The organism is Paenibacillus oryziterrae (genome assembly GCF_042610485.1).
Taxonomy (GTDB): domain Bacteria; phylum Bacillota; class Bacilli; order Paenibacillales; family Paenibacillaceae; genus Paenibacillus_AQ.
This window is the reverse complement of sequence record NZ_JBGJZO010000011.1, coordinates 1-12,311: the sequence shown is the minus strand read 5'-3', so window position 1 is coordinate 12,311 and position 12,311 is coordinate 1. Positions and strand designations below refer to the sequence as shown.

14 protein-coding genes, 1 tRNA gene and 1 other annotated feature are annotated in these 12,311 nt (G+C 46.5%); of the genes, 6 read left to right on the top strand and 9 right to left on the bottom strand.

Annotation, left to right across the window (positions count from 1 at the left end):
* Positions 1-149 precede the first annotated feature (149 nt).
* Entirely contained in the window at positions 150-746 is a 597-nt protein-coding gene (locus ACAN55_RS13370; RefSeq protein WP_379133351.1) for a hypothetical protein, read from the bottom strand.
* A gap of 271 nt (positions 747-1,017) precedes the next feature.
* Between ACAN55_RS13370 and ACAN55_RS13365 the strand changes: the two genes are divergently transcribed.
* Complete coding sequence (locus ACAN55_RS13365) at positions 1,018-1,641, top strand: DUF1054 domain-containing protein (RefSeq protein ID WP_379133349.1); 624 nt, start codon at positions 1,018-1,020, stop codon at positions 1,639-1,641.
* 75 nt (positions 1,642-1,716) lie between these two features.
* Here the strand turns inward: ACAN55_RS13365 and ACAN55_RS13360 are convergent, their stop codons facing one another.
* Complete coding sequence (locus tag ACAN55_RS13360; protein ID WP_379133346.1) at positions 1,717-3,000, bottom strand: MFS transporter; 1,284 nt, start codon at positions 2,998-3,000, stop codon at positions 1,717-1,719.
* A gap of 91 nt (positions 3,001-3,091) precedes the next feature.
* Between ACAN55_RS13360 and ACAN55_RS13355 the strand changes: the two genes are divergently transcribed.
* Positions 3,092-4,567 (top strand): aminotransferase class I/II-fold pyridoxal phosphate-dependent enzyme, encoded by a 1,476-nt coding sequence (locus ACAN55_RS13355; protein ID WP_379133343.1) that lies wholly within the window; start codon positions 3,092-3,094, stop codon positions 4,565-4,567.
* Positions 4,568-4,690: 123 nt separating this feature from the next.
* Here the strand turns inward: ACAN55_RS13355 and ACAN55_RS13350 are convergent, their stop codons facing one another.
* From ACAN55_RS13350 to ACAN55_RS13330, 5 genes are all read right to left on the bottom strand, one after another.
* Positions 4,691-5,014 (bottom strand): DUF1292 domain-containing protein, encoded by a 324-nt coding sequence (locus tag ACAN55_RS13350; protein ID WP_379133341.1) that lies wholly within the window; start codon positions 5,012-5,014, stop codon positions 4,691-4,693.
* Positions 5,015-5,104: 90 nt separating this feature from the next.
* Positions 5,105-5,656: a copper amine oxidase gene (locus tag ACAN55_RS13345; protein ID WP_379133338.1), complete on the bottom strand. Its 552-nt coding sequence runs from the start codon at positions 5,654-5,656 to the stop codon at positions 5,105-5,107.
* 158 nt (positions 5,657-5,814) lie between these two features.
* Positions 5,815-6,048, bottom strand: a complete 234-nt coding sequence (locus ACAN55_RS13340; RefSeq protein WP_379133336.1) for a DUF3892 domain-containing protein — start codon at positions 6,046-6,048, stop codon at positions 5,815-5,817.
* Between the two features lie 81 nt (positions 6,049-6,129).
* Positions 6,130-6,573, bottom strand: coding sequence for a GNAT family N-acetyltransferase (locus ACAN55_RS13335; protein WP_379133334.1), 444 nt, complete (start codon positions 6,571-6,573; stop codon positions 6,130-6,132).
* 120 nt (positions 6,574-6,693) lie between these two features.
* Positions 6,694-6,906 (bottom strand): hypothetical protein, encoded by a 213-nt coding sequence (locus ACAN55_RS13330; protein ID WP_379133332.1) that lies wholly within the window; start codon positions 6,904-6,906, stop codon positions 6,694-6,696.
* Positions 6,907-7,022: 116 nt separating this feature from the next.
* Positions 7,023-7,290 (top strand) — a binding site (T-box leader).
* Between the two features lie 19 nt (positions 7,291-7,309).
* Between ACAN55_RS13330 and metG the strand changes: the two genes are divergently transcribed.
* Entirely contained in the window at positions 7,310-8,983 is a 1,674-nt protein-coding gene (gene metG, locus ACAN55_RS13325; RefSeq protein ID WP_379133329.1) for a methionine--tRNA ligase, read from the top strand.
* Between the two features lie 151 nt (positions 8,984-9,134).
* On the top strand, positions 9,135-9,758 hold the full coding sequence (locus tag ACAN55_RS13320) for an HAD family hydrolase (protein WP_379133326.1): 624 nt from the start codon (positions 9,135-9,137) through the stop codon (positions 9,756-9,758).
* Positions 9,759-9,881: 123 nt separating this feature from the next.
* On the opposite strand, the gene ACAN55_RS13315 is transcribed toward ACAN55_RS13320, so the two are convergent.
* A complete protein-coding gene (locus ACAN55_RS13315) occupies positions 9,882-10,244 on the bottom strand; it encodes a response regulator (protein WP_379133323.1) in 363 nt (120 codons plus the stop codon).
* A 255-nt stretch (positions 10,245-10,499) separates the two neighbouring features.
* Here ACAN55_RS13315 and ACAN55_RS13310 point away from each other — a divergent pair.
* A tRNA-Val gene (locus ACAN55_RS13310) sits at positions 10,500-10,571 on the top strand.
* A gap of 97 nt (positions 10,572-10,668) precedes the next feature.
* Here ACAN55_RS13310 and ACAN55_RS13305 read toward each other — a convergent pair.
* A complete protein-coding gene (locus tag ACAN55_RS13305; protein WP_379133320.1) occupies positions 10,669-11,190 on the bottom strand; it encodes a serine O-acetyltransferase in 522 nt (173 codons plus the stop codon).
* Positions 11,191-11,597: 407 nt separating this feature from the next.
* Between ACAN55_RS13305 and ACAN55_RS13300 the strand changes: the two genes are divergently transcribed.
* Positions 11,598-12,032, top strand: coding sequence for a hypothetical protein (locus ACAN55_RS13300; RefSeq protein ID WP_379133317.1), 435 nt, complete (start codon positions 11,598-11,600; stop codon positions 12,030-12,032).
* Positions 12,033-12,311: the final 279 nt, after the last annotated feature.

The following is a 12,311-nucleotide window of genomic DNA, read 5'->3' as shown; positions in this document are numbered from 1 at the left end:
TTTATCACCAGAAGTGAACCCCTGTCCGCAAGTTGTCTGCACATGTAGCACCACGGCTTTCTTCGCACAGTTGTTATATTTAAACAGGTTACATGCAAATGAAGACATCCCTGTTACGGGATGCCTTGGATACATCTGCTCTGGATACCTTACCATTCCAATTTAGCTAACTCCCGGGTGAGAAGAACAAGCTCTTCCTTGCACCGTTGAACCTCATCTGCGTTCTCCAGATTCAAAGCTTCCTTGAGCCGGTCAAGCAGCATATCCACATCCGTACTAGCCTGCCTGATACGTTCTTCGCCTTCAGAAGAGTAGAACAGCTTAGTAAGCTCCTGATCTGTTAAAAGCGGACCTTTCTGGTACAACACACGCTGCTGGTAGCCCGAAATTTCCACAAGCCGGATCACTTCTCCGAACATGATGTTCTCAATAATAATCTGCCGGTCGCGGAAACGTTTAACGATGGCGTGACCTCGCATATCACCGATCAGCTTCTCCATCCATTCTGCTAACCGTGCATCCCGGATCATGTAATCGCCCACCAGCTTGTAGCCTTCCTTAATCCGTTGAAAGCGAAGTTTCACCAGCTTCCGGCCGGTACGGACGGAGATAACAAACAATGTCTCGTCCTCACTCCAGTACAGGGAATAGCCATCCTGAATCAGATCTTTAATCAGGTCCTGAATATGCTGGCGGTCAAACCGGAGCTCCAGATTGCAATACTCCACCTCATCATTTTTGTTCACGGCACTCCCCCCTAAAAGCTTTGCCTCTGCAAAGCGGCTTGGCAAGCATCTGCTTCATTTACGGAGTCACTTTAGGCGGCCGGACCTCCACTTGCATCTTTTTCCTTTTTGCGTTCGTGCTACTCTTATTTTATACTTCAGTTTATGTAGCGGTAACTTGGTTTATTGACTATTTTTACCCGCAACAGCATATCTCCAAACGTTATCTTCCGGTTTAATCCTGCAAAAGGCAAAAAATAAATCAAGCGTTCTCGCGATAAGGTGGTCAACCATGTCATTTTCCGGCTTTACTGAGCAAGACTTTGATGTATTTCTAATTCCAGGGCTAGCACCACGTATGGATGCCCTAATCGAGCAAGTTCGTCCGAAGCTGAATGTACTGGGTGCAGAAATATCTCCCGTGCTGTCGGCAGTCTGCGGGGAAGAGATGTTCCCCCACGTAGCCAAGCATGCCCGCAGAACCGTACATCCGCCTAATGATACATGGGTCGCTTGGGGACCTGCTAAGCGCGGATATAAGGCTCTGCCTCATTTTCAGGTCGGCATGTTCCATAGCCACGTATTTATTGTGTTCGCAATTATCTATGAGAGTCCGAACAAGCTGATTTTTGCTGACGCCTTATCAAGTCATTTAACCAACATCCGCAAATCGCTGCCCGGCAGCTACTTCTGGTCTACGGATCACTTGGATCCACGTGGGATCAAGCAGACGGAGATGTCCGGTAAGGATTTCGAAGAAATTGCACGCAAGCTGAAGGAAGTTAAAAAAGGTGAAGTCACCTGTGGACTCCGTCTGGATAGAGACGATCCTCTTCTCTCGGATGGAGAGGCACTACTGAAGGTAATCACGGAGACTTTTGAAACACTCCTGCCTTTATACCGGATGTCTTTCTAAACAATAAACGCCGCTGGTCTCCGTCAAGTACGGCTGCCAGCGGCGTTTATTGCAATGATTTGGAACTCGCTATTCTCAGCTAGCCTCCCCGGCTTTCATCCGGGTTCTGCGCACAATCAGCAGGTGCAGGACAAAGAGCAGAAGCATAACCAGACTACTGGCGAGAAATGGTGTACCATGTCCTACGGTATCCCATAGCTTTCCGGATAATACCGGTCCTGCCACCATCCCCGAGCCCTGTAAGGTCAGGAACAGTCCCCATACCGTACCACGTTCACCCTTTGGAATCAGTGTAGCCAGAAAGGCGTTCCATGCCGGGAGAATCAGCGCATAGCTAATCCCGACAAGGGCTACAACAACAAATACAACCGGAAGCCAGCGTACTTGGGAAAATAAAGCAAGTGCTACTGCAGCTAGCAGAAATCCGGTGTTCAAGAATGCATTTGTACCAATCCGGTCAACCAATCTTCCTGCGGGTATTAAAGCCAGAACCGTGATCCCCCCACCAGCAATAAGCAGCAAGCTGAATTGGTTAGGGGTTACATGCAGCTCGCTGCGAGCGAATAAAGTAACTACCGGGGTCATTAAGCCAATGGCAAAAGCCTGCAAGAACAATGCGGGATATAGCAGACGGCTTACCTTAAGCGAGCTTTTTACTTGCTGTAGTGTCCGTTTCAGGCTCTTCAACGGATTTGGAATTTTACGTCCTCTGGCAGGCTCTTCAGCCGGATGGGTAGTTATATTCGGGGTAACGTGTGTTATCCGTGAAGGAAGCAGCAGAGCAACCGCTGCAACGACTGCAGCGCAGCAGAGCAGCACCAGAAAAGCCACCCTGTAGCTTTCGCCATGATCGATGAGAAAGTTAACGGTAATCGGACCCACACCAGTACCTGCGAGGGAAGCCATTTCGACAGCACCCATGGCAGCACCGCTGCTGCCGCTTTTGGTAGACCCGGCCAGATCTGTTATGCCAGTCATTACACACGGCCACAGCGGCGAGGTACCAATACCAAGAATAAGACAAGCTGCCGACAGCCAAAAGGCATCACGGGCATAGATTATCATAGTTACTGCCAGCACGATCATCAGCAGCGCGCCCGTCATCGTCCAGCGGAACCCGATTCTTTCCATCAACCATCCTGAGGGGCTTCGAAGCAGATTATCCCCCAAATACTGCAGGGCAAAGGAGAATCCCACCACTGTTACCGAGAGGCCGATGATGTTCTCCATGTACACAGGGAGCAGGGCAACCAGCAGGGAACCCTTCACAAACTCCACCAGAAAAATGATAATCCACATCTTGACTATAAACGGTGACGCTAGATTAATATGCGTCCGCTGTTCTGCATGTACTGCCATTCCATTCACATCCTAGTATTATGATGATTGTTTTGTTATACTGATGCTTGCTTGAAAAATTACTCTTCACGAAAGGTTGTGACAGCATTAAATGAATCAACACCGTACTCCCCTCTTCACTGCTCTTAAAAAGCATGCCGCTGGAAACCCTGTGCAATTTCATATTCCCGGGCATAAGAAGGGGCTAGGAACCGATGCCGAATTCCGTGAGTTTATCGGCGATAACGCTCTATCCATTGATCTGATCAATATCGCACCGCTTGATGATCTACATCAGCCTACCGGAGTCATTCAGGAAGCACAGAAACTGGCCGCGAAAGCCTTTGGTGCTGATTATACCTATTTCAGCGTTCAAGGTACAAGTAATGCCATTATGACCATGATCCTTTCTGTATGCTCACCGGGTGACAAAATTATCGTACCGCGGAACATTCACAAGTCAGTCATGTCAGCGATTATTTTTTCTGGAGCCAAGCCGGTCTTTGTCTCTCCTGTACAGGATGAGAACCTTGGAATAGATCACGGTATTACCACGAGCTCGCTCGAACGCGCGATTAAGCGCCATCCGGATGCCAAAGGCGTCCTTGTAATCAATCCTACTTACTTTGGCGTATGTGCGGATCTTCGTTCGATCGTCGATCTGGCCCATAGCTATGGGATCCCGGTATTGGTGGACGAGGCGCACGGAGTATTGATTCATTTTCACGAGGATCTGCCGATCTCGGCTATGCAAGCCGGAGCGGATCTGGCGGCAACCAGCGTCCACAAACTGGGGGGCTCCATGACCCAAAGCTCGGTACTGAATCTGAATGCCAAGACCGGTCTGGTCAACCCTCAGCGGGTTCAGACCATTCTCAGCATGCTGACCACAACTTCAACTTCATATATCTTGATGGCATCTTTAGACACGTCAAGACGCAACCTTGCCCTGAACGGCCATGAAATGGCAGAGAGAACCATTGCCTTGTCCAACTATGCCCGTACGGCGATTAACGAAATCGACGGCTTGTACAGCTTTGGCCGAGAAATCCTCGGTACCGAGGCAACTTTTGATATTGACCCTACCAAGCTGAGTATTCACGTCCGTCACCTCGGTGTTACCGGATACGAGACTGAGAACTGGCTCCGGGAGAAATACAACATCGAAGTTGAAATGAGCGACATGTATAACATTCTTTGCCTTATTACACCTGGAGATACCCGTGAATCGGTAGATAAGCTTCTGGCTGCTCTACGCGTGTTGTCCGCTGTTCATTACAGTAAAGGTGAAATCTACGAACTTAAGGTGCAAGTACCGGAAATTCCGCAGCTAGCCCTAATTCCACGGGATGCTTTCTACGCCGACACTGAGCTCGTGCCTTTCCGTGAGTCCGCAGGATATATCATCGCAGAGTTTATTTATGTGTATCCTCCAGGGATTCCGATTCTTCTGCCGGGGGAAGTTATTACACAGGATAATATCGATTACATCATCGACCATGTTCAGATCGGACTTCCCGTTAAAGGGCCTGAGGACCGCACGATTACGAATATCAAAGTAATTGTAGAGGCCAACCCGATTTCATAGACTTTCGGCGAGCCGGAACACCTGAATACAAGCAAAAACCCGATACCTCTGAGGCATCGGGTTTTTGCTTATTTAACAAGCGCTGTACCTGTTAAAGGCCACAGCCAGTACCGTAATCGAATTCTATTCTTGCTGTGTCAGCAGCTCATTGTAAGCTTCTTCCACGGCTTTCCATTCAGCTTCGTCTTCGATATTGTAAAGTACCATTTCTTCGTTCTCTTCTTCCATACGCAGAATAATGCCATCTGCTTCAGGGTTCTCGCGCTCAAGCAGCAATGCGTATACTTTATCAGCTACGTCGAAGGTCTCTACCAGTACCATTTCTACGTCTTCGCCCTGCTCGTTCGTCAAGGTCAGCACAAACTCCTCGTGCTCATGGTCGTGATCATGTCCGCAACCGCATGCTTCACCATGTTCATGGCCATGCTCATGTTTGTGATCGCTCATTGAAATACCTCACTTTAATTTGAATTATCTTCCGCTTAGTATCGTAACACGTCAGACAAGTTCAGGTCAATTTAGAACACGGGGTGATATCTAATCAAGAGCTGTGATTACTTTTTCAGCTACAAGTACATAATCACTGTTCTTTTCAGCCTTGATGTAGAAGCCAACCCGGTATTTCCCATTCTCCTTGAAGTCATAGGTGACCTCAGTGCTAGGGAACCAGAAATCTTCCTTTTTTGTACCTTCCATGTTCCTGGAATCGATATCTTTGATATTGCCTGAAGGATCTGTAATCGCTACTTTAACCGAATAAATGTTGTCTGTCAGGCTGTCTACCTGGCTGAACACTTTGAACTTCAGTTTACCTACATTCACATTACCAAAAACAGTATCACCCTTGAACAAGAAAATATGCACATTCGGTTTTAGAATTGTCACTTTACCGGAGCCGTCCCAGGATACTACTCCACCGGCTTCCCGCGCAGGGATATAGGTCTTCCCGTCAATCAGGTATCCGCCATCCGCCATCTCTTTCCCATTGCTCCATACCCGGATTTTCTGGGTTACAGAATCAGCGAATAAAAGTGAGCTTCCCATCAAGGAAAACACGATTACACACAGCGCAACTTTTCTCCATCTCATAGTAAAAACCCTCCAAACAATTCATGCTGTTAATATATACTACTAACTTCTTTGCAAGTTGCGCGGATGTGAGGCAGATTTTTCATTTATTTTTTCAAGGAATACAAAGAGCCGGAACAACGTCTAAGGACGCTGTCCGGCTCTTTCAGTCAACCTATTTAGAACATGGGAAGCTGGTCAAGATTATTGGTAGGATCGCCATCGGCATCTCCCCGAATATAGAATTCGCCATCTTTACCTTTGAACACATTGACCCCGGCAATATTGCCGGCTTGTACCTCCTGCAGCGCCTGCTGGTAATCAAGCACGCGGCCTCCAGAAGTCTGGAAGCTGATTAAATCTCCATCTCCATTCCGCTGTGCTGCCGTGAAGCTCTCCCGCTCATTATCCATCTCTGCACCACTCCTGCTCCAATAATTCGCCAACAATAGGCAATCATAGGTTTACCTGGCATGGAGAAGAGTATTCGCGGTTTAAAGAGCTTTCTGCATGCGGACATGCAAGATGCCAGCATCATAAAAAGGCTCAGTGGAGATTACTTCATACCCCAGCTTCAAATAGAACTGCTCTGCCTGGCATTGACCGTCAAGAATGGAGTAGTCCAGACCGAGATCCCGGGCAAGCTCTTCCAGGGCAAGAAGCAGTACACGGCCGTAACCCTTTGAACGATATTCCTTCAGGACAGCGATACGCTGCATTTTCGCTGCGCCGCTCTTATAATAGGTGAGTCTCCCGGTAGCTACGGGTCTCCCCTCGTCCATCAGAAGCAGATGGTGTACCTGGTCTCCAATGACATCATACTCATCAACTTCCTCTTCAACCGGCACTTTTTGTTCCTCTACAAATACTTTCATCCGGATCTCCAGCCCCATTTGAAGCAGTTCGTCCGTAGTCACATGCACAATTTCTGCTGCCATAACGATATAAGCTCCTCCCCAGGAAATAAACGATAATTGAGCCATTATACAGAATATTCATTCTGCTGTATAGCGCCTCCCCTACGCTCCCTTAGCGCTCCTGACTTATCGGCTGTCCCGTTAATCGGAGTATACTTCCTCTGGAATGGAACGATTATAGACATCTTTCATCACCGGGGAAAGAGTTTCACTTCTGTCCATTGGCAAAGGCTGCTTAAGTGCAGGAAGCTCCCTGAGTCCGGTATATGGCGGTGCTTGTTCCTCATACGAACACCCCGAGATCACCAGCAATAATAATATTGCACTCGGCCACATCATCATTTTGCTGAGCATTTTCAAAGAAACCTCCTTTCGTCCTCGACTAACAGCTTTGACGATATGAGGTGTTCTAAAACCTCTTCTTGACATTACATGAACCATTCCTTATGATATCCATTAATTAGGAAACCACAAAAGCTATGAAGAGAAAGAGTACCACGGCATTTTCTTGTACAGAGAGCTCCGGTCGCTGAAAAGGAGCAAAGAAAACCCCTGGGAATATGGTCTCAGAGCTGCGCATCGAACCCCTCCCGGGGTGTAGGCTGCGCCGGAACCTGCATCCGTTATCGTGCTAGGGTATATCCGCATGAAAGATTGCGCCGTACCCGAAGAGGTGAATGCTGCAAGGCATTGATGAAGTTGGGTGGTAACACGTGAGCAATGGCTCTCGTCCCTTTGGGGATGGGAGTCTTTTTTGTTGTCTACTAATAAGGAGGAATTTAAGATGACCCATATTTTTATTGGCGGGGCCTGGCCTTATGCTAACGGTTCACTGCATTTGGGAAGGCTGGCCAGTGTACTGCCGGGAGATATCCTAGCCCGTTACCATCGCTCTAAAGGTGATAAGGTACTCTATGTCTCAGGCAGTGACTGCCATGGAACACCCGTTGCTGTTCAGGCCGCTCAGGAAGGCGTTACTCCGGGGGAATTCGCCGGGCATTACCATCAGGAGTTTGTCGATTGCTTCACCAAGCTGGGCTTCAGTTATGATTGCTATACACGGACAGACCAGCAGTTCCATCACACTGTAGTTCAGGAGCTATTTCTAAGGTTGCTGGATCACGGACATCTGGATAAAAAATCGATCCTGCAATGCTACTGTGAGGTGGATAACCGATTTCTACCGGATCGATACGTTGAGGGGACTTGCCCCGTTTGCGGGCAACAGGCAAGGGGCGACCAGTGCGATTATTGCTCCACACTGCTTGATCCGTCCGAACTCTTGAACCGGACCTGCAAAATATGCGGAACTACTCCTGTGGAACGGCCTACCGAGCATTTTTATTTGGCGCTTTCCCGCTTTCAAAGCCTGCTTCAGCAATATGCGGATAACCAGCAAGGCTGGAGAGAAAATGCGAACCATTTGACCCAAAGGTATTTGGAGGAAGGTCTTCAGGACCGTGCGGCTACCCGTGACTTATCCTGGGGTGTAGATGTACCTGTAGCAGGATTTGAGGATAAAAAGATCTATGTCTGGATTGAAGCCGTCAGCGGATATTTATCCGCCAGTAAACAGTGGGCTGCCGAAAGTGGCGGCAATTGGGAGGATTTCTGGCTTCACGATCGCAAAGATATCACTGCCTATTACGTACACGGCAAAGACAACATCCCTTTTCACAGCTTGATTTGGCCCGCTATTCTGCTGGGAACCGGGGGACTTCACCTGCCAGACCGTATATTTTCCTGTGAATATATGACGCTGGAAGGACAGAAATTCTCCACCAGCCGCAACTGGGCAGTCTGGGTTCCCGACATCATCAGCCGCTACCAGCCCGATTCCATACGCTACTTCCTGATTGCGAACGGTCCTGAGAAACGGGATACGGATTTCTCCTGGAGAGAATTCATTCATAGCCATAACGGTGAGCTGCTGGGTGCGTTCGGAAATTTCGTGAACCGCAACCTGGCTTACATCGAGAAATCCTTCGCAGGACAAATCCCTGAAGGAGACCTGAATCCCGACTGGGAGCATAACATCGATCTCTTATACCGGGAAGCCGGAGCCATGATTGAGGCCGGGAATTTTAAGGAAGCACTTGAATTCATCTTTTTGTACATACGCCAGGCGAATAAGTATTTCGATGAACAAAAACCCTGGATTCAAATCAAAGAAAATATTTCCGCGTGCGGAAATACGTTATACACCTGTGTGCAAATTATTGCGAACTTGGCTCAGCTGCTGCATCCGTTTATCCCATTCTCCTGTGGGAAAATTTCTAATTTCCTCTCACTTAGGCAGCCGGTGTGGCACCCTGTTTCTGTTACAGCTGGTCTCCGCATCAAACATATAGAGCTGCTGTTTGAACGGATTGATCTTAGCCGTATTGATGAGGAAACAACGCTGCTGGCCAAATATAAATCGTTGAGCTGAATGCAACCCTGCTTTACTTAACGTGTTTTCTACGTCCTAGCCGCTTCTTACAGTTCCAAGGCTGCAGAAATTTCCGGATAATAAACTCTTGACCTGAAATCCATTTCATCTTTTATGATAGATAGACAAATGCAAGGGAGCTGAAAAGTGGATGTATAAAACAGTAGTATTTGACGTGGACGGTACTTTAATTGATACAGAACAAGCAGTTATAGGATCGCTTCAGAAGCTTTTGCTAATGAATTATGGTAGAACCGTTGAAGCGGGAGAGTTATTATTTGTGCTGGGGATACCGGGCACCTATTCCCTGCCGAAGCTGGGGATCACAGATATTGACGATGCCTGTGCACAGTGGAATGTATATATGAAGGAATTTTATGATTCCATGAAGGTGTTTCCGGGAATTATGGAGGTTATGGGCACATTAAAGACCCGAAACATTCTACAAGGTATCGTCACTTCCAAGACAGACAAGGAGTTGGCCGATGATTTCGTTCCGTTTGGTCTTATGGATTACTTAACGCATGCGGTATGCGCAAATCATACAGAGAAGCATAAGCCTAATCCTGAGCCGCTGCTGAAATTCCTCGAAGTTACAGGCACCGACCCCGCCTCATCTATTTATATTGGCGATACGATCTATGATTATGAGTGTGCCCGGGATGCTGGTGTGGATTTCGGTCTGGCACTGTGGGGATGCCAGAATCATGAGCATATTCCGGCGAAATACAAGCTGGAGAAACCGCAGGATATTCTAAAGCTTGCGGGAGAATGATGAAGCGGATGAAGTACGGCTGAATTCAGCAGAAATAAGAAATCCCCTCCTTGGCTTGTGCCTAAAGGGGATTTCTTATTGGTATTTTTTCAGTCACCATCAGTCAATCGTCAAAGAATTTTCCTAAGCCAAGATCTGATTATTTACAGCTTGGACCAGACGGTCAGCGTGAAAAGGCTTAACAATGAAATCTTTAGCGCCTGCTTCTACAGCCTCAAAAACCTTCCTCTGCTGCCCCATTGCGCTGCACATGATAATGATGGCTTGGGGATCGAGTTCCTTGATTTTTCTCACGCCAGTAACACCATCCATATCCGGCATGGTGATATCCATGGTCACGATATCGGGGCGATATTGCTGATAGCCTTTTACTGCCTCGAAACCATTAGCTGCTTCTCCAACCACTTCATGGCCTGCTGCTTCCAACGCCTCGCGAATTGTCAGTCTCATAAAAGCCGCATCATCGACTATTAATACTTTTGCCATAGCAATTTGCCCCTTTAATATCATATATTGTGTAAATCATTGAAGTGACCCATTCGACAGTATTCGAGAACTGTAGGTACTAAGAACTAACATTATTCGACATTATATGAGCATATAGTAACACGAAGTGTGAGATCCAACTATGAGATTTATGACACACCAAAGACTCCCCGTCTATCTGAGGAGCACTTCAATGCCAATTATCAAAAAACATTGCCTTCCCGCTTCCACTTATGGTATTATAAATTTCGTTGCAGGACGGTAGCTCAGCGGGAGAGCACTATCTTGACAGGGTAGGGGTCATGGGTTCGAACCCCATCCGTCCTATACTGCATCATCCTTGAAACTCCTTATTCTATAAGGAGTTTTTCTGTTTTATCCCCTTTAACTATCCCCAGGAAGCTTTTTTATGTCATTCCCTCATCTATCTAGTATTTTCTGTTTTAGGTTTATCCCTTAGCAGGTTTTTTGCCGGTATTCCTACTGCCGATGCGTAATCAGGTACATCCTTAACAACTACTGACATCGCACCGATATTCGCATCGTTACCAATCAATATAGGACCAAGTATCTTTGCTCCCACTCCAATAAAGGCTCTGTCTCCAATTATTGGCTCTCCTAAGCTATTTCTGCCGCCGATGGTTACTTGATGAAAGATGGTAGCATGACTGCCGATAACTGCTTTGTGGCTAATAACGATACCATTTAAACCATGCGGCAAATGAAGATAATCACCGATCTTTGCTTGTGCATGTAATTCTCCATTAGAAAGGACTCGAACAAAAGCTAAGTCCATCACTTTATAGAGTATCCATAGCGGTTTTTTAACAATCTTACTTTTTACCCGATAGTGTACCCAGTTTCCAAAGCGATACGTAAACAAGACCATAAGCGTTTGTGGATTTTTACGGTTCGCTTTTAAATCTGTTTTAAATGACTTAATCATTTGGTCATCCTCCTTTTTTAGTAAGTGTCGCCACCTTATTCATTCATTTTCATCCAATTATACACTCAAGAATATAACTGATATGTCGAAAATTGTATTATTTAAAAATTTAGTTTTCTATGCAGAAGCATAAGTTCTACCTTGTCCATGAGCATTGGTGGATCTGACCGCGGTGTCACTTATTTCCCCTTTGCAAAAAGACCTTTTTAATGGATACGGATAATGAGGAAGAAGCCTATGATTTCATAGAGAGTTACACAAAAAAATTTCTAAATGAGCTTTACGGTGCTACATATATAGGGGCATGGAAAATTTGAATCTCTTTCAATAAATATATACCGTCCTGCGGACGAACATGTTCATATAGCTGCATATCATATCTCAAAAATAATATTGGAGGTATGCACATGGTTCGCACTCTTGATGCCCGGACATCTCAAAATGCAAGCTTTGGTAATACGATCTCTATCCCTTTACCCGCCAATACCCCTGTAGTTATCGGGCAGGTCGGCCTCAATGTAACAGATGCAGGTAGCAACATACGCGTACAATTCTCAGGAATTGCCGAGCTCGCCTTTCCAGAAACTCCTCCGTTTGATTCAGTCATTGCTTTTTCCATCGTAAGAGATGCAGAGGTTTTTCCTGTCGCTTACGCCCTCTACTCAGTAAGTGTCACCGGAGCGAATCCAAATGCTGTACAGGTCGTTAACATTACCGCATCCGATTACAATGTACCCTTTCCACCGGCGAATGAATTGGTTTATACCCTATATCTTTTTTGCACAGCAGATGCGACTCGAATAGGTATCGAGAGCTTTAATGCTGTTGCCTACTCCGATTAAGTTCATATACTTTAGTTAAGAATCTATACCACTTTATCGGTATCAGATTACACTGAGGCATAAAAACTTCCGTACCGATTCGTGTTCCACCGATATAATTGAAAAAAGGAGTAGTCTGCCAATGAAGTGCACCCCTTAGAATAGACATTGGAAAAACCCCTGGGTAAATCCGATGTAATTCCAAGGGGTGCATTTTTTTTATGCCAGCAAAGAAAGGTCAGAAGTTTAAGCATTATCCTGAGTCTGTGAAAGTAGAAGCTGTTCGACTGTTTATGGAGG

Coding starts and splice junctions, on each gene's coding strand:
- ACAN55_RS13350 (WP_379133341.1), bottom strand. CDS start 5,014: ATGAGCGATCACAAACATGAGCATGGCCATGAACATGGTGAAGCATGC.
- ACAN55_RS13330 (WP_379133332.1), bottom strand. CDS start 6,906: ATGCTCAGCAAAATGATGATGTGGCCGAGTGCAATATTATTATTGCTG.
- ACAN55_RS13340 (WP_379133336.1), bottom strand. CDS start 6,048: ATGGATAATGAGCGGGAGAGCTTCACGGCAGCACAGCGGAATGGAGAT.
- ACAN55_RS13355 (WP_379133343.1), top strand. CDS start 3,092: ATGAATCAACACCGTACTCCCCTCTTCACTGCTCTTAAAAAGCATGCC.
- ACAN55_RS13360 (WP_379133346.1), bottom strand. CDS start 3,000: ATGGCAGTACATGCAGAACAGCGGACGCATATTAATCTAGCGTCACCG.
- ACAN55_RS13305 (WP_379133320.1), bottom strand. CDS start 11,190: ATGATTAAGTCATTTAAAACAGATTTAAAAGCGAACCGTAAAAATCCA.
- ACAN55_RS13315 (WP_379133323.1), bottom strand. CDS start 10,244: ATGGCAAAAGTATTAATAGTCGATGATGCGGCTTTTATGAGACTGACA.
- ACAN55_RS13320 (WP_379133326.1), top strand. CDS start 9,135: ATGTATAAAACAGTAGTATTTGACGTGGACGGTACTTTAATTGATACA.
- ACAN55_RS13345 (WP_379133338.1), bottom strand. CDS start 5,656: ATGAGATGGAGAAAAGTTGCGCTGTGTGTAATCGTGTTTTCCTTGATG.
- ACAN55_RS13300 (WP_379133317.1), top strand. CDS start 11,598: ATGGTTCGCACTCTTGATGCCCGGACATCTCAAAATGCAAGCTTTGGT.
- ACAN55_RS13335 (WP_379133334.1), bottom strand. CDS start 6,573: ATGGCAGCAGAAATTGTGCATGTGACTACGGACGAACTGCTTCAAATG.
- ACAN55_RS13365 (WP_379133349.1), top strand. CDS start 1,018: ATGTCATTTTCCGGCTTTACTGAGCAAGACTTTGATGTATTTCTAATT.